Genomic DNA, 22,923 nt, shown 5'->3' on the forward strand with positions numbered 1-22,923 from the left:
ATTTTATAGCTTTAGCAGCTTTTTCATCGACCACCTTTGCATAAATTTATTTTACTTGTACTTACCGCCAGTAACTAGTGCTTTTGCCTGTTCGGCAATGGTATAAACCACGGGAACCACAACCAGCGAAAGCAACATTGAACTAATCATGCCTCCGATAATCACCCAGCCCATGCCGCTTTTCCATTCGCTACCCGTACCATGCGAGAGGGCAATGGGTAACATCCCGACCACTATGGCAACGGATGTCATCAGAATAGGGCGCAGGCGGAGCTTTACAGCTTCGGTCAATGCGTCGTGGATGTTTTTTCCTTCCCTGCGCAGGTGATTGGCAAAGTCAACCACCAGTATGGCGTTTTTAAGCACCAAACCCACCAACATAATAATACCCAAAATACTGAAAATACCGAGCGCCTGCCCTGTCAGCGCCAAAGCCAGCAAAGCACCGATAATGGAAAGCGGGATGGAAAACAGCACAACAAAAGGATGCAGGTAACTTTGATACAGCGCAACCATAATCAGGTAGGCGAGCACAATGGCTATCAGTAAAGTCGTGCCGAGGCTTCCGAAGGCTTCTTCCTGATATTTAAGTTCTCCTTCGGGAACGTATGTAACTCCTTCAGGCATACCCGTTTTTTCGAGAAGACTTATTATGTCATTACCGACATCTCCCACAGGCCTGCCCAAAACCTGCGATTCGAGCATCACGGACGATATGCGCCCGTAGCGTTCGAGTTTCGAAGTACCCGTTTCTTCCGTAATGGTCGAGAACTGTTTAAGTTTTACCGTCTGCCCCATATTGTTCATAAAGGTCAGGTTCTCGACATCGCTTATAGATCGGCGGTTAAAGGCATCAAGGCGTACATTGATGTCATATTCGAAATTGCCGCTTTGGAATTTATTGTTCGTATTCCCGCTGAACGAAGTATAAAGGGTTGAACCTACCACTGCGGGCGACAGTCCCAAGCGTGCCATTTTTTCCTTGTCCGTTCTGATTACCACTTCGGGATTTCCGCTTCCGATGCTCAATCTGACATTGCTCGTACCCGGTATCCGCGCTATCTGCTTCTGCATTTCTTCGGCAAACACCATCAAATTGTCAATATTCGCCGATTGAAAAACAATTTGAATTGGAGTGTCATCGACACCACCAATAAGACTTACGACTGCCGACTCTACTTTTACATCGGTAAATGTTTCGTTCAATTCACGCTCGAGCCTTTTTACAAATAAATTGGACGAAATATCCCGCTTATCCTTGTCCACTAACTTGATATTGATTTCGGATTGGTAATTTCCGCTTTGTGCCGTCAGAAAACCCGACCCGCCGCCCACGGAGGTATAGATACCGATTACTTCGGGTTTCCGGCTGATCGCTTCCTCTATTTTCCGCGTCATCAGGTTGTTTTGCTCAATCGTATAGTTTTTCGGATATTCCACCTTGACGATACATTCTCCTGTGTCGCCGACATTCATAAATTCATTTCCTATAAAACCGCCTGCCACAAGCAGCAGGGAAGCGACAAACATTGTGGCGGCAAGCCCTAGCGTAAGCCATTTGCGACACAATGACCATTGAAGAATGCGTTGAATGGCGTCTGCAAACTTTCCGACTCCCCATTCAAAGCCTGTGACGATTTTTCCCCACAGTGTTTTCCTGTCCGGCGATTCGAGCTTCGAAAAGCGAGAGGTAAGCAAGGGAACAACAGTAAACGCTACCAGAAGGCTTAATAATACGGCAATAACCACCATCATGGCAAAGGGCGCGATAATAGGCGATATAACACTGTCGGACAAGGCAACAGGAAGAAATACCACCACAATTACCAGCGTGATTGAAACCACGCTCATCCCTATTTCACGTATGCCGTCGATAGTTGCCTGCCAGCGTGTTTTTCCCATTTCGAGGTGGCGGTATATGTTTTCGAGCACCACGATGGCATCATCCACCAATGTCCCGATAACCAAGGAAAGCGCCAGCAAAGTCATCAGGTTGAGCGAATATCCCATTAATTTCATTCCTACAAATGTGGAAATAATGGAGAGAGGCACGGCAACCATTACAATCACTGCGTTGCGTCCGCTGTGCAGGAAAAACAGCATGATAAGCGTTACTAATATAACCGCCAATACCAAGTCGAAACTTACCGAGTCGGTAGCGTTGATGATGATTTGCGAGCCGTCCTGCGGAATACTGAATTGCATATTCGATGAAGCGTAGCGGTTTTCGAGCGAGAAAATTTCTTCTTTTATCGCTTCGCAAACGGTAACGGTATTGGCTCCGTCCTGCATTTTGATTTGAATACCTATGGCGGCTTCGCCGTTCACCCGGTAAAGCGAACTGACGTCCTTTTCGGCATCAATGATTTCCGCGAGGTCTTTCAGTTTTACCGAAGAACCGTCGGGACGTTGAGTGATGACAAGGTCTGCCAACTCCGATATTTGCGTAAACTTGGCAGACATGCGCAGCATGGTTTGACTGCGGTCGTCCGCAATTTTTCCCGCCGGAAAATCGAGGTTCGACGCCTGTACGGCATGTACCACCTGCAACACGGACAAATTGTAATTATCCAGCTTTTCGTGATTGATATTCACTTGTATTTCTCGTTCCGTCGTTCCGAGAAAAGTAATTTCCGCAACCCCGTCAATTTTGGCAAAAGCGGGCTTGACACGAAAATTCAGTTCATCGAACAGTGCTGTCGGCGGTATGTCGGCTTTTACGCTCAATGTCATCACAGGCAGGACGTTTACCGAATATTCCGTAACGACAGGTTCCCGTGCCTGGGGCGGTAACAACCCGCCAATTGACTGAATCTTACGTACCGCATCGTTTAGGACAGGATCTACCTCCGCATCGATTTTCAGGGTTACAATTACCATAGATAAGCCTTCCTGCGAAATGGAACGGATGACATCTATGTTAGGCAAACCCGAAACAGCCTCCTCAATATGTTTGGAGATGCTGTTCTCCACTTCAGCAGGGCCTGCTCCGGGATAAACAGTTACCACCGTGAAAATGGGCGAACTGAATTCGGGTATCAGTTCATAATTCAACGACCTGTAGCTTAAAATGCCCAAGAACACAAGCACGGTAAATAAGACGACCACCAATGTGGGGCGTCTTATGGATATTTCTGATATATTCATCGTTATAATTCTTACTGGTTGATAATTCTTACCTTACTGCCTTCCTGCAAGTTAATTTGCCCAGAAAGCACAATCCTGTCGGTTTCCGTTATTCCTTCCATAACCAAAGCTTCGGTTTGGTTCAGGGACAAGGCTTTTACCTGTCTCGACATTACGCTGTCACCATGGACGATAAATACTCTCCCATCCCGCACACTGCCTGTAATACATTTACGGGGAATGACAAAACCGCTTTCATTTACTTCATGTACAAAAACTGCCTGCCCGCTCATTCCCGACCGCAGTTTCCCGTCGGGATTATTCAACACGGTCTCTACGGTGTAGCGCCCCGACAAATCGGGAATCACGCTTATCCCCCGTATGCTTCCCGAAAACAATTTTCCCGAAAAAGCATCTATTGAAATATCCGCTTTCTGTCCCGCAGACAGCTTTAAAATATCTTTTTCCGCAACGTTTACGATGAAAACCATGCGGTTCTGTTCCGATATCAGGAATACAGGTATGGAAGACATCAAAAAAGAACCTTCTTCTATCAGGCGTTTAGAAATCACACCATTGACAGGCGAACGGATAGTGGTGTTTTCAAGTTGCTTCTTCGACAGTGTGAACTGCGTCTGCGCATTTTGATATTTCAGTTTTGCAGCTTCCAGTTGCTGTTGCGTAATGGCTTCGCCATCGGCTAAGTTAGTGTAACGCTCAAAGTCTTTTTCGGCATTTTCAAGATTGGCCTTTGCCAATTGATACTGACTTTCGATTACTTCCTTTTCCACCGCTACCAGCGTTTGACCCGCATATACCCTGTCACCGATGTTTCCACTTACCGACAGTACTTTCCCCGAAGTTTCGGAAAGAACTTTCACCTCCGCTCCTGATTGCAAAACACCGTTTTCGACAATGTTCTGCGAAGTATGTTGCTTTTTCGGCGAGACTATTTCGACAGGCACCACCGAGTTGTATTGCTGCAATGCTCTCAATTCGTCATCCATCGCTTTTTTATTGCCGAACAAAATAATGACTGTTCCCGCCACCACAAGTATAATAACTGCTATCACCAGCGCTTTTCTGATTGTTTTCATACGATTAAAATATTTATGAGTTATCTATTCATTATCAATTTTCAATTAACAGAGACAGTTCCCCTTTTGCCTTTCTTACTCCCAGTTCTGCATTTTTCAACTGCATCAGCACGTTATAATACGACAGTCGGGCTTCGGTAAGGCCGCTTTCCGACATCAGCAAATCGGACAGCGGAACCACCTGCTGACGGTAACCTTGCAGAGTGACATCATAGGTTTCTTCGGCAAGTTTAATGTTTTCCTCTTGCCGGATCACAGCACTATAACTGTTATTATATTGGATTATCGCATCAGCATATTCTTTCGAAAAATAATCAACCATATTTTCCTGCGTATTTTGCAATTGCTTCAATTCCAAATCGTATTGTCTTGTTTTCGAGCGTTTTTCAAAACCGTCGAAAATAGGAATGGTCATCCTCATCCCTACCACTCCAATCCGGTAGAACTTGTCTCCGTTAAAAGGCTCGAATTCTTTGCTTTGTCCCTGCATGTAAATCCCGAATCCAGCCAATGTCGGCAAGTAGGCTTGCTTGTTTATTTTACGGTTGAGTTCGGCCATTTCTATTTTTTTATCCAATAGTTGCAATTCCGTCCTGTTCGTTAAATCGGAACTTCCATTAAAAAAAACGGCAGGCAAGAACGCAAGGGAATCAGATAAGACTATCTCCGTTTCGACAGGTAATCCGATGAGATATTTCAACAAACCGAGTTGTTGGATATAGAGTTGATTCAGGTTATCCACCTGCGTTTGCAAGTTGTTTTTGTTCACCGAAATCCTCGAATAATCCACCTTGCGGATAATGCCCTGTTCATTTTGAAGTCTCACAATATCAAGCAGGCGTTCCATTTTTTCTAATGTCGCCTCCAACTGCACAATTTGTTCGTTTGTAGTCTGGCACAGATAATACAGTTGAGATACCTGAAAAATGATCTCTTCTTTTTTCTGTTGCAGGTTCAATTCGCCCAGCGTTTCCATCCGGCGGGCTAATTTCAGCGACGTAAAATAGCTTTGGCTGTATAGCAACTGCGTCAAGTTCAAACCGCCCGACCAACTGTAATCCGGTCCCATTTCCATTTTTTGTCCGAGCATTGCTGCGGGAATGAGCAGTTTGTAACAAGCTAAATTTGCCGAGGCTTCCAACTGAGGGTACAATCTGCTTTGTACCTCTTTTAATTGGTAATGCGCTTTCTGTTGTTCCAATGCGGAATTCCGCACATCTACATTCTGCTCAATTCCCAGTTGGCAGGATTGCTTTATCGACAGCGATATCCTTGTGTCCTGCCCCGATAACTGCATCATTGCAGAAATGAACAGTATCGTCACGATTACTTTTTTTGTTGTCATATCATTTGTATTTAACTTTTAAACCGACCGTTCGGTATGCAATAAATCAAAAGTAATAAACCGACTGTTCGGTATGTTTCTATTTTAAAAAAATTTATGCTTTCAAATCAGCGTATAAACTATCCCAAAGAGCCAGTAACTGGTCTTGAATTCCCCTGATTTGTCCTTCCATAATCAACCTTTGCCCGATACCGTCACTGATGTAAACAAATATTTGGGCGATTTGCATAGCTGTCATTGAGCTTTTAATTTCTCCGCGTTTTATAGCCAATTGTAGAACTTTTTCCCAAGCTGATAATTCTTCGACATGAAGTTTTTTTACTCGTTCACTAAAACCGGGAAAAAGATTCATCGCATCATAAGTTAAGGTAAAATAAGTGATGTCATCTTCATCGTTCGTATCACCAAGAAATTCTTTCAACTTCATAAATTTCTTGAAGCTGCTGACGATATAATCATGATAAAACTCATAAAATGAATTTTTACTGAAACTCTCAAAATCAATACTCAACATTTTTGTGTAGGTCTCTACTATTTCAAGAAAGAGTTTCTCCTTACTCGGAAAATAGTGATAAAAAGCCCCTTTAGAAAGACCTGTAGCATCTACAATATCTTTCATCGTTACAGCTTTGAAGTTTTTCTGTAGAAATAGAACCGTAGCCTTTTTTAAAATATGTTCTCTCGCTTCATTCATCACTATCAATAAACCGACCGTTTGGTCTGCAAAAATAAATAGAATTTCCGGTATAAAAAATTATTTGAGGAAAAAATTTATGCATTAGTACTTATAATCTCCGCAAAAAATATTTGTTGAAACGCTTTGAAGGTGATGATTTTATGTTTGAGGCTACAAGTGAAGAACTTTCAAGATCACAAATTGTAATCTTGAATAATTTGTTGCTCTCGAAAAAGTCAAACGCACCATCAAAAATATGCCAAACTATCCATTTTAATACAAAAATATACTGTAATACAATTTTTTATACTATTTTGCAATCATACAGGAAATGAGTTTTTTAATGGAATATAAACGACGAATAGCAGACCAAATTCTGGCTGATAAACTGGAGGCCACTGGAGCCGTCTTGATAGAGGGACCAAAATATTGTAGTTTGTCCGGAAGAAAATAGGGAGTTGTTTGGTTGTTGTCAAAAATGGGAGGAAAATTTAAAAGATAGAACAAAATACAAAGTTATTTCACCCAAAAATCTACTCTCAAACATTGACAAACGAAGACATATAGAATTAATAAATTATCTATCAACGAGATATTGGAATTAGTACAATCTCATAGATATCTGACATACAACCTACATTCGGTGAAAACACCATTGATACACCGCAAAAATTGCGGTGAATAATACTTCTAATCTCCACACATTCTGCGAAAAATAAACCCCATCCGTAAATCTTACAAATCAAATCCATAAAACTACAACAGGATAATCTCTTTTTATTTCCATCTTTGCATTGTCAACTAAAATTGTAGTATTTCGTTATGTAGATGGACAGACACCAAACTTGTCTGTGACATGTCGTAACGAAAAGAGAATTAAAAAACTATGGCAACAGACAATACAAAAACAATAAAGCAGACCCTTCCGGTATTGGGGATGTCTTGTGCATCCTGTGCCAGCAGCGCCCAGACTATCGTGGAGCATGAACCGGGGGTGGTCTATGCATCGGTCAATTTCGGGACAGGAAACCTGACGGTGGAATACCAACCCAGCGTCACCGATATCTCAACGATACAAAAAGCGGTGCAAGATGTCGGTTTCGACCTGTTGATCGAAGATGAAACCACTCAACAGGAAACCCTGGAGAATATCCACGCCGAGAAATTCCAAAAACTCAAAAAGAAAACCATCTGGGCAATCATATTGGCGCTGCCGGTAGTAGTCATCGGCATGTTCTTTATGGATATGCCCTATGCTAACGAGATCATGTGGCTATTCGCCACTCCTGTCGTATTCTGGCTGGGGAAGGATTTCTATGTCAATGCTTGGAAGCAAGCCAAACACCGCTCCGCCAATATGGATACACTGGTCGCTTTGAGTACCGGTATCGCCTACCTGTTCAGCGTATTCAATATGTTGTTCCCCGATTTCTGGCATCAGAGGGGATTGCATGCACACGTCTATTTCGAAGCAGCGGCAGTCATTATCGCTTTTATCTTGTTAGGTCGATTGCTCGAAGAGAAGGCCAAAGGCAATACATCCACTGCACTTAAAAAGTTGATGGGATTACAACCTAAGACCGTCACGGTGGTACGACGATTCGGCATCGAAGAACAGGTCAATATCGAGGATGTGAACGTGGATGATATTATCATCGTCAAACCGGGAGAAAAAATCGCGGTGGACGGTATCGTTACATCCGGAAATTCTTATGTGGATGAAAGCATGCTAAGCGGCGAGCCCATCCCCGTATTGAAGGAAAAAGACGAAAAAGTATTTGCCGGTACCATCAACCAGAAGGGAAGCTTCCAGTTCAGAGCGGTGAAAGTCGGTAAGGAGACGATGCTGGCCCAGATCATCAAGATGGTGCAGGACGCACAGGGAAGCAAAGCCCCCGTCCAGAAGCTGGTCGACAAGATCGCAGGGATTTTCGTCCCCGTAGTGATCGGAATTGCCATCTTATCATTTATCCTATGGGTAATTTTAGGTGGTGATCATGGTATCGTACATGGACTACTCGCAGCCGTCACGGTACTGGTAATCGCTTGTCCATGTGCTTTGGGATTGGCCACTCCGACCGCCATCATGGTCGGCGTAGGAAAAGGTGCCGAGAACGGTATCCTGATTAAAGATGCCGAAAGTCTTGAGTTGGCGAAGAAAGTGAATGCCGTCGTACTGGACAAAACCGGTACCATCACCGAAGGAAGGCCGCAGGTGACCGATATCCGGTGGCTGAATAACGACGATTCCACCAAAGATATCCTGTTCAGTATCGAGAAACAATCCGAACATCCATTAGCGGAAGCGGTGGCAAAACATCTGGAAGGTACTGCCACCACTCCATTGACAAAATTCGACAGCATCACCGGAAAAGGAGCCAAGGCCGATTATAACAACGAAACCTATTTCACAGGCAACAAAAAACTACTGACGGAAAACAATATCACCATCCCAGATGAATTATCAAAATATGCCGATGAATGGGGCAACCAGGCCAAGACTGTGATCTGGTTCGCCAACAGCCAGCAGGCACTTTCGGTGATTGCCATTTCCGACAAGATCAAGGAGACATCGATAGAAGCCATCCGCCAGATGCAGGATATGGGCATCGAGCTCTATATGCTGACCGGCGACAATGAAGCTACGGCAAAGGTCATCGCACAGCAGACCGGCATTCATCATTACAAAGCCGAAGTATTACCACAGGACAAGGCCGAGTTTATCAAGGAATTGCAACAGCAGGGCAAGACAGTAGCGATGGTCGGCGACGGCATCAACGACAGTACGGCGCTTGCCACTTCGGATGTAAGCATCGCCATGGGAAAAGGAAGTGATATCGCGATGGACGTCGCCAAAATGACCATCATCTCGTCCGAGCTCACCAAGATACCGCAGGCGATACGGCTCTCCAAACAGACCATAGCGACCATCAAGCAAAACCTGTTTTGGGCGTTTATCTACAATATGATCGGCATCCCTATCGCGGCAGGCATCCTCTACCCCATCAACGGCTTCCTCTTGAATCCGATGATCGCCGGTGCGGCAATGGCATTGAGTAGTGTAAGCGTGGTGACCAATAGTTTACGGTTGAAATGGAAAAATATCAATTCATAGTGGCTGATAATTAGTTGTAGACTTTGGCGTGTAACAATTCCGTTTTCGTCCGACAAGACCAATTGAATTATAAGAAACAATGAAAAAGTACAAAAACCTATTGATCGCCATTCCAGTAATATGTGCTATTTTGGCACTGAATGGAGCCGGCAATGTTTTCAAGGTTGGTGTAGCCGCATCAAGTATGGTTATCCTGTTGATGGTGTACAATGTCAGGATCAGAAAAGATATCTGGATTTTCATCACCGCATTGTTCTTTTCCATCATCGGCGACTGGTTCCTCGATAACAGAAATGGCATTCCCGCCCGCTTCATCTACGGCATCCTTTTCTTTTTCTTCGGTCATGTCGGATTCTTCTGGTTCTCGTTGAAAAACGGGAAAATCAACTGGTGGATACTTTCCGTGCTATTGTTGGGATATCTTATTCTCTTTTTCGTGATGATTTACCCCAATATCGATAACAGCATATTGATGACAGCGGTGCTGGGTTACCTGTTGATATCGTGCCTTTCGCTCGCTGCAGCAGGGGGACTTCGATTTCCGGCACTACCGAAAAGCCTATTCGTCGCCGGTATCGCCAGCATCGTCTTTTCCGATACGATCATTGCTTTCTCGGAGTTCGCGGGATATAGGGAATACAACCAGCTGATCATGCCGACCTATTATCTGTCGCATATCCTGATGACCCTGGCATTGATCATCAATTCAAACAATAGCATTTACAAACAACTATTAAAATAATGAACAATATGGAAACAAAAGAACTTCAATTCAAGACAACTATCAACTGCGGAGGATGTGTTTCGAGGGTTAAACCCGGACTGGATAATGCAGAAGGCATCCGTGAATGGAATGTGGATATCAACAATCCTGATAAAATCCTGACCATACAATCTGAAGGAATTACCGCAGATCAGGTGATCGCCATTGTCCAGAGCAAAGGATTTAAGGCTGAAGCTTTGGATTAAGATTAGTACGATTGGGCTGGATAAGTATCGTCAGTTCACGAACCAATTCTTTCGTTTCCAGACGCATGATAGTATCTTCCGAATTTATATACTCGAGAAGTCCGATGCTCCCATACCAAACGAGTTGGTCATCAATGATGATGTATTTCTGATAGACATCAGGTTCTGTCCTGACGATTACCTTCTCTTGAGGAGTTTCAATACATTTCCTCTGCCGCTCTTGTTCCCGATATGAATCTACAGGCCGGGTAATAACTGTAACAGGTATATTTTTCGACAAAGGAATCTTCAACAAATCCAGCGTCATATCGACTTGTTTTTTCCGGATATATGGACATACTATCAATATCTCTTCTTTCGCGGCCTCGAAATCTCGCCTCAAAACAGATAGAAATATTTTGGGATCGTAAAGCATATTGATTCTGTCCGGCTCATTCTTGGAAGAAGGGGCTATTCCAGTCAAGGCTTCCAAAACACTTCTATAATACGGCAATCTTGTATGATAATTCAGCGTTCTACATATCCATTGTGGAGCAATAAGAGATCCCTGCCAATATTACACAGTATGTTGGGTATAGGTATCTTTCTTCGATGTCGTTTTACTTTTTCTTTTCTTTTTGTCCGCCTTAATGAAATCACCAATCATTCTTTTTTCGTTCTCTGTTAACGGTCTTGGGTCAACAAATAAATCCACATCTAAAGGTTCTCTAATCAATCCCATAATATCTATCTTTTAAAATATTTGTCAATCAGTTTTAACGCAGCTTCTGTATTGATTACCATCAAATGTCCACCGATATTAATTGCTCCAAGTGTCTTCTCATAATGACCAATCAATTGTGTTTTAGCAGTAAATGAAACATAACCTTCAAATCCTCGATGAAATGAAATTCGACAAACAAATGCGACCAGATTTCCAGGTACACCCAAGTATACTTTTTTCTGACCTAAATTAAACGGAGCACTCTCTATCAAATGCATATAAACGTGATCTTCTCTTTCTGTTATGCTAATCAACCCTTGAATTACATTGGGATTGCCAGTAATCGTCAATTTATAAACATCCCTATCAACTTGTTTATACTCACTTTTCCAATCGAAAAGCCATCCGCTTTTCTTTGTGATTGATTTTAAATCATCTTAGTCAATCAAAGAAACATCGGTCTGGAAACTGTCACCAGTAATAACATTTTCAATCGAGTTCGTCAATTTATCAATTTCTATGTCAATATGTTGAGGATTCCGTCTCATATCACAAATTTACCAAAAATAAACGAGAATCTTGCATATTTGTAGCTTTTTCTGGGTTTCTCCGTAATTATTCTCTCTCTAAATGAGTGCTACTCAAACCACATACAAATTATACCTTTTCACATAATCGAACAGCACAACTTGTCGTCATACTTCAGGCAAAAGTACCGTCGCCAATACGATCATCGTCACCCATGACAAAATGGAAGTTTCCCACCCCCACATTCTTCTCCAGCCTATTGATGATCATATTGGCCATCGCGTCATCTTCAAAGGGTCCTTGTATGTAAAGCGGCTTTCCGTCCTTGTCACCACATGCGATCTCAATCAGGGGGATATCGTCACTGTACTCCGCAAGCATGTACTGGGTGATGGATAGAAAATCCTTATGAGGTTCAAATCCGATCTCTTCTCCAAATTCCCACGCCGCATAAATAATATTATGTGCCAGATTGTAATCGATTTCCATCAGATGGAGATTGCTATCCACTTGACCCACAAACTCATCGAATTCAAAATCCGGTATATTGAACTTGTACATCGTATCCTTTATCCCCAGGCATTTCAGATCCACCAGATAGGAACAAAAGGTGATATTCCCATTGATATGCTTGCGGGAGATGGTTAAATGCGTGATACTGCCCTCTTCATTCCAGTCCTCATTGACATAACATTTGAACAACGGGAGGTTACGGGCTCTCTGGAGGATATAGTTTTCAGGAGACAGTATCTGGGAGGATTGATTCTTCTTTATAAATAATCGTATAGGAGGTGAGTAACGAAACTATAAGTACAAAGATAGTGAATGCCAAGTGAAAAGGCAAGATCGCTTGAATTATTCCATTAAGAGAACGTAGAACGAGTTTACTCGTTCAAAACCTCCCCCTGAAAAAAATGCGTATATACGCAGAAATTTTCAATGGATATAGAATATCAAACATTTAAGCAATGGTTGCCAATGGTGGAGCGACCTTCATGTAAACGTCTATATTTTCAGTAGCATTTATAGCTCTTTTTTCAGATAAACCATGTCAATAAGTTGTATTCCTTCTTCAAATATTGGGTGGTCATAGTTATCGGTAAAGAAATTCTTGATAGAATGGGATTTTCCAAATTCGCAACTTTCATAAAATGTCAATATTGACGGAGTTTCACCTGTTCCAACAAGCATAGTTTTGTAGTTGTCTTTGTAATAATCTGAGACAAACTTTATCATTGCCTTAGCATATCCTTTACCTTGATATTTTTTATAGGTCGCCAAGTTTTTCAATTCGCAGGTTTCTTCGTCTATCGCTACAACAACACAAACGGTCTTCAAGTCATCATCGTAGAGTGCAAACATATCGCCACTTTCCAGATACCTGTCAATCATATCCTCTTGCTCGTCTGCCAACAGCAATAAATCAAGATATTGCTTCTTGTTATGGGTAATCTTTTCTATTCTCATTACTTACTCTTTTTCCCAAAAAAAGTCATTACAAAAATATTAGAATTAACAGCATTCATCTTATTAACCCTGTTGTCGTTCGCTTGCAGGTAACAGGCTGGGGCTTTGCGTTCGGGCGGGATTCTCAGTAGAAAGTTCCGAGCGAGGGACAAAGCTCAAATTTGCGAAAAAGTGTCGAACGCTCCCGTTCGACCCAACTGATGCCAAACCGCTTTTTACATGACGTTTTCTCATATTTTTATCAAATCCTTTCCAGTTATAATTACAATTCCAATTGCAGGAATTAACCAAACAAGTCCATTTATCAACATAAATTTGTTGTCGGTTAGTGAATTATGGAAAAAAACCAAAAAGCCGAAATTAATAGAAAAGTGAAATATTGCAGAAATAATCAAATTGTATTCTGTTCTTCGTAGTAACCCCGCAATTATTATCGAAGCTGAGATTGTAAATAGAAGAAATCCTGTCATAAACAAAAATCCATTTTTATAATGTCCAATGTGCCAAAGCCCCCAAATAATTCCAACAAAAATTGACGCGACTAAAACAGAATTCTTTTTTTCAAAAATTGGCTGTAAGAAACTCCTCCAACCAATTTCCTCTCCCAAAGCACCAATTAACATTCCCGTAATCATCAAAGATAGAAGATTTGTCAAATTTTCTGTAATTTTTACATTGAGGTTTAGTTGCTTTTCTATGAAAAAAGAAATAGCAAATAAAAGCATAGGTAAAATAAATGCTATTAACGATTTGGTCAAAATAACTTTTTCAAAACACAAATTTATTCGTGCTGGTAAATCTTTATAAATTAGAAATAATACCAAAACAGCAATGGCTGGTGCTAATTGAGGCAATGATATTTTTTCAAAACTCAAACCTGTTTTTTGCTGAGTAAGAACAAATATTACTGTCAAAGCACCTGTTGAAAAAACAAACAGTATTATTTTTAAAATCATTTTATTCGTTTTAAGTCTTACCACAAAATTACCATAAACCTCAAAAGTTCCCAATTACAAATAAAAATTAGCGCCAATCACTCAACACTACATTTTCATTCTTTTTTAATTGATTCACAAGAAAATAAAGATGTTCATATCCAACTACTACTGCTATGGTCTTTCCTCTAAATTCTTCTGCAAAATGAGTGATATTATCTACCATGGTTTGATTCCGTTTTATCCAGAAATCTCTTTGTAGCTGTGCAAAATCAACCCATTTTTGTAATTTCGGTTCGTCTTTACAAATTTGCAGAAAAATATCATAAGTAGTGTATTTCAACTCGGTAAACTTCTGACAAACATCAGAATTAATATCTGAAAACATCCTATGTTCAGATTCAGCATAAAAGTCTAAGATACTCCATGCAAGGTCGAAATACCTTTCATTTGCTTCCGACAATTCATGCTTTTTTCGCATTTCATGCAAGTCATTAAACATCCCTCTCTCTTTGGCAAAATAGCCGGATTCTCTATAAAACTTATTGCGGTTAGTTATGTCAAATGGACGCAATACAACCCGATTTTTTTGTTGGTAATTATACATCGCTAAATTTTCCATTGAACCCGTAAGATGTTCATTTTCGAAATTGAAACCTTTTTCTTTCCTTAACATCGTGCTATCAAGTTCTACGAGAATTACATCTGGACCAATTTTACCCAAAATATTTTCAAACCTTTCCACATTAATTTCGTCTTTTTCGGTATGTGTAGTACCTATCACATAGACTTTCGTTTGCGAATGAGAAATCATAAAAAAGCAAACACCTGCAACAATCAAAAATAGTTTTTTCATTTATAATTGAATATTTGTTATATCATTTTCCTTTACTTTTCCCAAGTACGAATGTAATGTTCGCAAATAGTACATAACGGTCTGGGGGCTGGCGTAAAGCCCGTATTAGCAGTAGAACATTTATTTGTTTCGTCCGTTGATTAATTCGATTGTAAAGTCTAATGCTTTTTCTCTTTTCACATTATAGTCAGGCAATGTGCCGTGTTTGTTGTTTTCAGTAGCTCCATACAAGTAATATTTACCGCAAGAAGTGTTGAAATACAGTCCGCTATTGGGTAGCTTCTGGCTAACATTGTTGCTAAAACACACTGCCAAGCCACCAGTTTCTTCTCCGATTACACTTCCTATCTTAAAGTACTTAAAAGCCCAAGCAAAACTTGCTGCTGCTGAAAATGTCTTATGACTTATCAGCAGATAAACATTGCCTTTATAGCGAAAGTTATTATCTCTCAACTCCGTTAATTCTGTATTTTCGTCAAAAACTTCAATTCCGTTGGGTTTCGAAATATCTTTGTTGTAACGAGACTTAAAAAACTGCTTTTGAATGTCGGATGTTTTTACGATAGTTTTTCCAAACTGTGCAAATGGGACAGGGGAAATGTATTGTAGTAACTCATCACCTAACGCTGAATTTCCACCGCTATTCTCTCGAATATCAATAATCAGATTTCCAATATTCTCCTTTTGTAAAACCTGAAAAGTGGAATCTAAAAAGAGTTTGAACTTATCCACATCGACAAATGATTTAAAATCAATAATACCAATATTGGCATTCTCTAAAATCGTAAAAGTGTATGGAACATCGGCTTCGGAATTGCTTTGTTGAAAAAGTTTTTCATATTTCTCTTTAAAAGAGATTCCTTTTACTCTTATAGCCTGTTTCTTACCATTGTAGATATATTTAATATCGAAAACGGAATCCTGATAAAGTGTGTATAGTAGAGGGGTAAAAAAATATTCCAACAGTTCCGTTTTATAGAAATCTTTTTCGGCGCTGACATACTTCATCATCTTTTCCACATAAACCCTTGCTTTTCGGTTATTTATGCTTGTAATTTTTGCTCCGACAGGAATTATATTTTGGGGCTGAACACTATTTTCTGCCACAAAAATAGATTTGTCAGGCGAAGTTACTTTAATATAAAATGGAAATAGAGTAAGATTGGGGATATTTTCTAGTGCATCAAAAGGAAAAGCTACATTTGTATGTCCATCTTCAAGGTTTACAACCAGTGGGGTTACTTGTTTGTAAAAATAAAGAGTGTTACCGGTAGGTTTAAGTTTCTCCTTTAAGGTTTCAATATCCTTTTCTATACGCTGCTTAGGATAAGCTTCATACATATCAACGTGCACTTTCTCTATATTTGAGAATAACGTGTCGATGTCTTGAATCATTTGTTCTCTTGTGAGATTTTTTGCTTGTCCGAATATAGTTGCCGTAAATAGGATTAGACTTAAAGTAATACAAATTCTTTTCATATCATTTTCTCCTTTTGTTTTGCCGCTAACGCTTCGGCAAATATACGTAATAGTATTGATAACTACCGCTTTCTTGAATCAAATCCAAAATAAGGCATCCCGTTTTATCCGGGATTCACTTTCATCAACATTAACTCCAACACGAAGAGGAACATCCGTCCTGAATTATAACAATATCTCACATTAAAAATAGCTATTTAGGACAACTATTTCTCAGACTTATTCTGTATCTTTATTTTTTAATGTACGAGCTATGGATGCAGGCAACAAGAATAGATATTGCCAGAGTTGCGGAATGCCGCTCCGGTTCGATGTGGAAGAGTACCTAGGTACTAACGCCGACAGCTCACACAGCGATGAATATTGTTATTACTGTCTGAAAGACGGGGAATATATCGTTGATATCATCCCTATGACCAAGATGGTGGATATCTGGGTAAAATATACCGATAAATACAACTGGTATTCGGGAACAAATTACACTCCGCAGGAATTAAGAACACTGCTAAATAAACGGCTTCCAACACTGAAACGATGGAATCATAAGGAAGAAACGCAACATATCCATTCTGAAGTTATTAACCGGGTAAAAACTTATATCGAGCGGAATCTGTTTCGGGAGATCGATCCCGAACAGCTGGCTGCAACAGCCAATTTTTCTTTCTATCATTTTCGGAAAGTATTCCGCAACGTGACCGGAGAAAACGTAGGCACATACATTCAACGGCTGCGTTTGGAATATATAGCCCACTTGCTTATCGCTACCGGATATTCCATTGAAGATATTCGCCGACAGACAAACTATCAGAGCAAATTCAGTCTGGCAAAAGCGTTCAAGAAGCATTTCGGCATATCCATGTCTGAATACCGGGCGAAATATCAGCCGAAAGCGATAAAGCCGCAAGGCGATGATTCGATTCAACCGACCATCAGATGGATAAACACTCGAAAGGCCATTTGCCTGGAGGTCGGACATGCATTCCTTGACAGAAAGGCTTACGCCGCTATCTGGAAAAAACTGGCGGATTTTAAAGAGACACACCTGAGAACGGATACGGATAGCCGCTATATCAGCATCAGTCAGGATAATCCTTTCGTTACGTCAATGGAACGCAAACGGTTTCATCTCGGAATCCTAAGTTCCCAGAGCTTGCAATCCGATAAAGAATTCTCCGTTCAGGAGATTCCCGGCGGCATGTATGCCATTTTCAGGCATAAAGGGGGCTATTCCGGCTTGCCTGAACTGTATAAAACCATTTATGAGCAATGGTTGCCCGGCAGTATATACCATCAGAATCAACCTCAAACATTCGAGATTTATCTGAATACTCCGGGCGAAACCCCGCTTGACGAATTATTAACGGAAATATATATACCCATCGACAAATAAAACGCAATAGTATGTTAGAATTACCGGAAGTGATAACCATAAGCAGGCAAGTCCGAGACACTCTCGGCGGCAAAACGATAACGCAGCTCTTTAACGCGACAAAGCCACACCGGTTCACGTTTTACAATGGCGATCCGATGCAGTACGGCAAGTTGCTGGTCGGAAAAACGATCCTCTCATCCAAAGGATACGGCATGTTTGTCGATTTCTATCTTTCGGACAATATCACGATGAATATCGGAGACGGAGTAAGTGCCCGCTATTATAATCCGGGGAATAAAATTCCGGCGAATTATCAGTTGTTACTTGCTTTCGACGATGATTCCTTCCTTGTGTTCACGGTCGCCATGTACGGTTTTATCAATGTCTATCCCGACAACAATATCGACAATAAATATTACAAAATAAGCAGGGAAAGCATTTCGCCACTAAGCGAAGAATATACGCCGAATCAATTCGACAAACTCTTTGCAGAAGCTAAAAATACATTATCGGCAAAAGCCCTGCTCGCTACCGAACAACGAATTCCCGGCGTAGGCAACGGCGTAACGCAGGATATTCTGTTTAACGCACAAATCCATCCCAAACAAAAGGTATTCAATCTATCTGAAAATCAAAAAGAAAGACTTTTCAACTCATTAAAGGGCACATTACAGGAAATGACCGATAAGGGTGGGCGTGACACACAAACCGACCTTTACGGCAACAACGGAAGATACAACAGCATATTCTCTGCTAAAACATGGAAAAACCCTTGTCCACGTTGCGGCGACACAATAATGAAAGAGGCTTATTTGGGCGGTTCGGTTTATTATTGTCCTACCTGTCAACGGATCGTATAATGCATCTTGAAACGAACAAAATAATATGTCAGGAGCAAGGAACGACAATGCAATAAGAAAATGAAGTAGAAAATTGAATATTAGACGAATGATAAACTGTCCGAAATGAGAATAGAACAGATTACCCATAACAAGAAACGATATCTTGACTTGTTGCTGTTAGCAGACGAGCAGGAGGATATGATTGACAGATATTTGGAAAACGGCGATATGTTTGCATTGTATGATGACGATCTGAAAACGGTTTGCGTTGTCGCGGAAATAGATGGAGAAACCTGTGAACTGAAGAACATAGCAACCTATCAAAAATACCAAGGTAAAGGATATGCTACGTCATTGATAAGATTCATCGCTGATTATTACAAAAACAGCTATAAAACAATGCTTGTCGGAACAGGCGAAGTACCGTCAATTTTATCATTTTACGAAAGTTGCGGGTTTGAGAAATCGCATCGTATCAAGAACTTTTTTACAGATAATTATGACCATTCAATATTTGAGGAGGGAATACAACTTGCAGATATGGTCTATCTGAAAACTATCTGAAAAAAAGATTATAAGTTGTCCCCATTCCATAAACTCGATCGTCATTAGAGTACATTTTAAAATTATAAGACAATGAAAGAATTCGCATTAATTTTCAGACTAAAAGACATCGCCGATTTCAAACCATCTCCCGAGCAAATGCAGGAAAGAATGAACTGGTTGGGAGGCATCGCAGCACAAAATAAACTGGCTGATAAGGGTAATACATTATTGCCAATTTTGGGAAGTGCGAAAACTGTAAAAGCTGACAACGTGATAACTGATGGCCCTTATACTGAAATCAAGGAATTTATTAGCGGTTATATCGTCGTAAAAGTCGATACTATTGAAGAGGCGGTAGAAATTGCCAAAGAGAATCCAATTTTTAAGATTGGAGGGAGTATAGAAGTGAGAGAGGTCTTAAAACGTGATTAGCATTGGATAAATCGAAATCATATAACGAGTTATTACCTCATTTGTTCCGACAGGAATATGCTAAGATGACGGCTGTACTTTGCCGTCATTTTAGCTTGTCGCATATTGAAATTGCCGAAGATATCGCCAGCGATACTTTCTTGAAAGCATCCGAAGATTGGGCTATCTACGGCATACCCGATAACCCTACAGCATGGCTGTATACCGTGGCCGGAAACAAGGTAAAAGACTATTTCAAGCATAAATCCGTTTTTGAAAATAAAGTCAGGAATGCCATAACACCCGTAGATACCGATTTTGAAAAGGATTTAGAATTTGACAATCAAATCATTGCGGACAGTCAATTAGCCATGATCTTTGCTGTATGTAATCCTGCCAACCCGATAGAATCCCAAATTGCGCTGGCACTTCAAATCTTATGTGGTTTCAGTGTTGAAGAAATTGCCAATGCTTTTTTGACAAATAGGGAAAACATTAAAAAGAGACTGCTACGAGCAAGGACTAATTTGCGAAATGATAACTTTGAAATCAGGGATTTAACGGAAACTGATATAAAAACGAGATTGGACACCGTCCTAAAAACGTTGTACTTGCTTTTCAACGAGGGATATTTCTCCAAGACCAATAGTCAGCTAATCAGAAAAGAGCTTTGCTCCGAAGCCGTCAGATTAGCGGTAGTCCTGACTGAAAACAAACTAACCAATACCCCACAACTGAATGCCTTGCTTGCCCTAATGTGTTTTCAGAGTTCGAGATTGGAAGCGAGGACAGGTATAAACGGTGAAGCCATACTTTTCGACAAACAGGACAAAAGTCTTTGGGATAAATCACTTATCGACAGAGCCAATTACTATCTAATCAATGCATTTGATGATATAAAAATTTCAAAGTATCACTTAGAAGCTGGCATAGCCTATTGGCATACTACCCCCACAGATGACAACAAGTGGTCGCATATCTTGCAATTATATAATAAACTGTTACTCATCGAGTATTCTCCTGTTACAGCCCTGAACAGGGCATTTGCATTTTCCAAGGTCTATGGCTATGAAAAAGCAATAAAAGAAGTAGAGAAGTTAAAGCTTCCGGAAAGCAATTACTTCCATGAGTTATTAGGCTATTTGTATGCTAATGTGGATATTGATACAGCTATTCAACACTATACGAGGGCTATGGAATTAACCAAATCCAAAATAGAACAAGAGACACTCAGACAAGAAATAAGCAGATTGTTACAGCTAAAGGAGCAATGGGATAAAGATTGAGGAGCCAATGGATAATTAACGGGGAATACCCCCCAAATATATGTGTCAAATGCCTTTCAAAACAACTGGTAAAGAAAATCATGAAAAGAATCGGTTTCTTTGAACGGTGTAAAAAAATACTATCTTTACAACCAACTAATTGAGAGCAAGATGAAACGTCCCGAAATAGTACAAGCTATAAAAATGGTCCTTCAACGGGTTGCACCCGAAGCTGAAGTGATTCTTTATGGCTCGGAGGCACGGGGGGATGCAAATGCAGACAGCGATATCGACTTGTTGATTTTGGTGAACAAGGAAAACTTATCCTATAAGGAAGAAGTGCATATCACAGAATCATTGTATGATTTAGAACTGCAAGGCAATTGCGAAGTGAGCATCAGCCCTTTGGTATATACTCGAAAAGAGTGGTATAACCGTCCATTTCGTACACCTTTTTTTATAAACGTGATGAATGAAGGAGTCAGATTGCAATGAAACAACACCCATTAGCCGATTCAGAACGTCTCTTGTTAGTCGACTATCGCCTGTAGCGAGTAAAAGAAACATTAGCAGAAGCCGATAGCTTAATAGAGGCTGAATTTTATAATGCAGCTGTAAATAGGCTATATTATGCTTGTTACTATGCAGTGATAGCACTTTTAATAAAGCATAATATTACCGCGCAGACCCATCAGGGTGTTAAACAAATGTTCTCTCTGCATTTTGTTGTCAACGGGAAAATAGAAAAGCATTATTCACTATTTTATAGCCGTTTATTCAACGACCGCATAAGCAGTGATTATGATGACTTTGTCCAATACGATGAAGAAATGGTCACAGAATTACGTCCACAAACAGAGGACTTTATCGCAATGATAGAAGATAATTTGATACAGGATAGCTAACCATGGCTAAGAGCGGGAGGGTAATCCGTTTTACTATTTGTCAACCTTTTTCAGTTAAAGTCACCCAACCACTTGCCGGATATCAGTTACTTAATTCTTACCTTTTAATTGTTTCGTCATTCTAAAATTAATCAACTCTTTCTCTTTTGAGCGTTTTAATTGTTGTCTTTCAATTTTATATCCTTGGGAAAGAAAAAAATCTTTTGCTGTAATACTCACATCGGAGTAGATAAAATCATTTCCTTGTTGTATTGCTTTTTTCTCCAATTCTGCCAGCATCCTTTTTGCAACTCCTTTACCTTGAAAATCTTTATGCGTAAACATAAAATCCAAATAACCATCCTTTGCAACCGAAGAAAAACCGACAACTTTATCATCCATCTCATAAAGGACAAAATACTGTTCGACGACTCCTTCTTCCCATTTTTCAACATCGTTACTCCACGACGACCAATCATCAACTTCTTCTTTGGAATAATCTCTTATGTTTATGTTTTGGATCGTCTCGTAAAATAACTCTGTAATACTTTTCACATCCGATTTTGTTGCCTGTCTTATTTTGTCCATTTTTTCATTTTTACGAATGTAGTCATTTTCACATCACTTACTACGGGATTCAAACATTGAAGTTCGCAGAAAACTGTTTGCGAGGCTACAACCATGATCTCACAAAGCCCCTCGTTGTATGCCAAGCATTTTACATAGGTTTCAGGTTTTTATTCAGTCGGTCTACAATTTTCTCGAAATCACGCTGTCGTGCTTCCTCACTTTTAAATGAAAGGTATCTTTTCGTGTATGTGAATCGTATCGACCGCGACATATTATTAAAATTTTCATACGCCGGAGAAATGCCAGCCAACTTTTCCGCAAACTCTTCTACTTGTTCATCGGTTATGGCATCGTGTTTTGGTGCATCCCATAAGCCTTTTGCTTTTGCTGTCTCCACGGCTTTTTCTCCCAATTCAGTCATCAATCCTTTTTTCAGCAGCATTTCCGCCGTTTTCTTATTTTTATCGGACCAAATGCTTTTTTCCTTACGACGAGAAAAATATTTCAGGTATTTTGTGTTGCCAATGCTTTTCATCTGTCCATCTATCCAACCAAAACACAATGCTTCTTCCAGAGCATCATTTGCTGTCAGGGTAACAACCTCTTTCGTTTTGCCGAACACAAGCCATACTCCGTCGCTCTTTTTCGCATTTTCAGTCAGCCATGTGCGAAAATCACTACGTGAAGGAAACAGTAATTCAGGAACATCAGTTTTCATAATGGTTCTCATTTCATTC

At 40.4% G+C, this 22,923-nt stretch carries 23 protein-coding genes and 2 pseudogenes; 11 read left to right on the forward strand and 14 right to left on the reverse strand.

Annotated elements, in window-relative coordinates; translation table 11 throughout:
* Positions 1-51 precede the first annotated feature (51 nt).
* From VB073_RS14880 to VB073_RS14895, 4 genes are all read right to left on the reverse strand, one after another.
* Complete coding sequence (locus tag VB073_RS14880; RefSeq protein ID WP_323404982.1) at positions 52-3,147, reverse strand: efflux RND transporter permease subunit; 3,096 nt, start codon at positions 3,145-3,147, stop codon at positions 52-54.
* Positions 3,148-3,158: 11 nt separating this feature from the next.
* Positions 3,159-4,223: an efflux RND transporter periplasmic adaptor subunit gene (locus tag VB073_RS14885; RefSeq protein ID WP_323404983.1), complete on the reverse strand. Its 1,065-nt coding sequence runs from the start codon at positions 4,221-4,223 to the stop codon at positions 3,159-3,161.
* 34 nt (positions 4,224-4,257) lie between these two features.
* On the reverse strand, positions 4,258-5,568 hold the full coding sequence (locus VB073_RS14890) for a TolC family protein (RefSeq protein WP_323404984.1): 1,311 nt from the start codon (positions 5,566-5,568) through the stop codon (positions 4,258-4,260).
* Positions 5,569-5,662: 94 nt separating this feature from the next.
* A complete protein-coding gene (locus VB073_RS14895; protein WP_323404985.1) occupies positions 5,663-6,262 on the reverse strand; it encodes a helix-turn-helix domain-containing protein in 600 nt (199 codons plus the stop codon).
* Positions 6,263-6,381: 119 nt separating this feature from the next.
* Between VB073_RS14895 and VB073_RS14900 the strand changes: the two are divergent.
* The 4 genes and pseudogenes from VB073_RS14900 to VB073_RS14915 form a co-directional block, all read left to right on the forward strand.
* A pseudogene (locus VB073_RS14900) lies at positions 6,382-6,459 on the forward strand (ORF6N domain-containing protein); the annotation flags it as partial.
* Positions 6,460-7,130: 671 nt separating this feature from the next.
* Positions 7,131-9,359 (forward strand): heavy metal translocating P-type ATPase, encoded by a 2,229-nt coding sequence (locus tag VB073_RS14905; protein ID WP_323404986.1) that lies wholly within the window; start codon positions 7,131-7,133, stop codon positions 9,357-9,359.
* Positions 9,360-9,438: 79 nt separating this feature from the next.
* The gene (locus VB073_RS14910; protein ID WP_323404987.1) at positions 9,439-10,101 is read left to right on the forward strand and encodes a lysoplasmalogenase family protein; all 663 of its coding nucleotides are present in this window, start codon (positions 9,439-9,441) and stop codon (positions 10,099-10,101) included.
* An 8-nt stretch (positions 10,102-10,109) separates the two neighbouring features.
* Positions 10,110-10,328, forward strand: a complete 219-nt coding sequence (locus VB073_RS14915; protein ID WP_323404988.1) for a heavy-metal-associated domain-containing protein — start codon at positions 10,110-10,112, stop codon at positions 10,326-10,328.
* Here the strand turns inward: VB073_RS14915 and VB073_RS14920 are convergent.
* The 8 genes from VB073_RS14920 to VB073_RS14955 form a co-directional block, all read right to left on the reverse strand.
* A complete protein-coding gene (locus VB073_RS14920; protein WP_323404989.1) occupies positions 10,306-10,800 on the reverse strand; it encodes a phospholipase D-like domain-containing protein in 495 nt (164 codons plus the stop codon). The genes VB073_RS14915 and VB073_RS14920 overlap by 23 nt on opposite strands.
* A gap of 84 nt (positions 10,801-10,884) precedes the next feature.
* A complete protein-coding gene (locus VB073_RS14925) occupies positions 10,885-11,049 on the reverse strand; it encodes a hypothetical protein (protein WP_323404990.1) in 165 nt (54 codons plus the stop codon).
* Between the two features lie 5 nt (positions 11,050-11,054).
* Positions 11,055-11,309 (reverse strand): hypothetical protein, encoded by a 255-nt coding sequence (locus VB073_RS14930; protein ID WP_323404991.1) that lies wholly within the window; start codon positions 11,307-11,309, stop codon positions 11,055-11,057.
* Positions 11,310-11,733: 424 nt separating this feature from the next.
* On the reverse strand, positions 11,734-12,261 hold the full coding sequence (locus tag VB073_RS14935; RefSeq protein WP_323404992.1) for a hypothetical protein: 528 nt from the start codon (positions 12,259-12,261) through the stop codon (positions 11,734-11,736).
* A gap of 321 nt (positions 12,262-12,582) precedes the next feature.
* Entirely contained in the window at positions 12,583-13,026 is a 444-nt protein-coding gene (locus VB073_RS14940; protein WP_323404993.1) for a GNAT family N-acetyltransferase, read from the reverse strand.
* Positions 13,027-13,256: 230 nt separating this feature from the next.
* Positions 13,257-13,982, reverse strand: a complete 726-nt coding sequence (locus VB073_RS14945; protein ID WP_323404994.1) for a type II CAAX endopeptidase family protein — start codon at positions 13,980-13,982, stop codon at positions 13,257-13,259.
* A gap of 67 nt (positions 13,983-14,049) precedes the next feature.
* Positions 14,050-14,817, reverse strand: a complete 768-nt coding sequence (locus VB073_RS14950; protein WP_323404995.1) for a hypothetical protein — start codon at positions 14,815-14,817, stop codon at positions 14,050-14,052.
* Positions 14,818-14,937: 120 nt separating this feature from the next.
* The gene (locus tag VB073_RS14955; RefSeq protein WP_323404996.1) at positions 14,938-16,296 is read right to left on the reverse strand and encodes a S41 family peptidase; all 1,359 of its coding nucleotides are present in this window, start codon (positions 16,294-16,296) and stop codon (positions 14,938-14,940) included.
* Between the two features lie 253 nt (positions 16,297-16,549).
* On the opposite strand from VB073_RS14955, the gene VB073_RS14960 reads away from it, so the two are divergent.
* From VB073_RS14960 to VB073_RS14990, 7 genes and pseudogenes are all read left to right on the forward strand, one after another.
* Positions 16,550-17,686, forward strand: a complete 1,137-nt coding sequence (locus tag VB073_RS14960) for a GyrI-like domain-containing protein (protein WP_323404997.1) — start codon at positions 16,550-16,552, stop codon at positions 17,684-17,686.
* Between the two features lie 11 nt (positions 17,687-17,697).
* A complete protein-coding gene (locus tag VB073_RS14965; protein ID WP_323404998.1) occupies positions 17,698-18,528 on the forward strand; it encodes a zinc finger domain-containing protein in 831 nt (276 codons plus the stop codon).
* Between the two features lie 105 nt (positions 18,529-18,633).
* Positions 18,634-19,074, forward strand: coding sequence for a GNAT family N-acetyltransferase (locus tag VB073_RS14970; RefSeq protein WP_323404999.1), 441 nt, complete (start codon positions 18,634-18,636; stop codon positions 19,072-19,074).
* Positions 19,075-19,146: 72 nt separating this feature from the next.
* Positions 19,147-19,488, forward strand: coding sequence for a YciI family protein (locus VB073_RS14975; RefSeq protein WP_323405000.1), 342 nt, complete (start codon positions 19,147-19,149; stop codon positions 19,486-19,488).
* Between the two features lie 2 nt (positions 19,489-19,490).
* On the forward strand, positions 19,491-20,753 hold the full coding sequence (locus VB073_RS14980) for an RNA polymerase sigma factor (RefSeq protein WP_323405001.1): 1,263 nt from the start codon (positions 19,491-19,493) through the stop codon (positions 20,751-20,753).
* A gap of 150 nt (positions 20,754-20,903) precedes the next feature.
* Positions 20,904-21,227, forward strand: a complete 324-nt coding sequence (locus tag VB073_RS14985) for a nucleotidyltransferase domain-containing protein (protein WP_323405002.1) — start codon at positions 20,904-20,906, stop codon at positions 21,225-21,227.
* A 74-nt stretch (positions 21,228-21,301) separates the two neighbouring features.
* A pseudogene (locus VB073_RS14990) lies at positions 21,302-21,637 on the forward strand (HEPN domain-containing protein); the annotation flags it as partial.
* Positions 21,638-21,727: 90 nt separating this feature from the next.
* Here VB073_RS14990 and VB073_RS14995 read toward each other — a convergent pair.
* Together VB073_RS14995 and VB073_RS15000 are read right to left on the reverse strand one after the other, a co-directional pair.
* Positions 21,728-22,204 (reverse strand): GNAT family N-acetyltransferase, encoded by a 477-nt coding sequence (locus VB073_RS14995; protein WP_323405003.1) that lies wholly within the window; start codon positions 22,202-22,204, stop codon positions 21,728-21,730.
* A 130-nt stretch (positions 22,205-22,334) separates the two neighbouring features.
* A partial coding sequence (locus VB073_RS15000; protein WP_323405004.1) for a YdeI/OmpD-associated family protein occupies positions 22,335-22,923 on the reverse strand: 589 nt, incomplete at its 5' end.

This window comes from Proteiniphilum sp. (genome assembly GCF_034927365.1).
Taxonomy (GTDB): domain Bacteria; phylum Bacteroidota; class Bacteroidia; order Bacteroidales; family Dysgonomonadaceae; genus Proteiniphilum.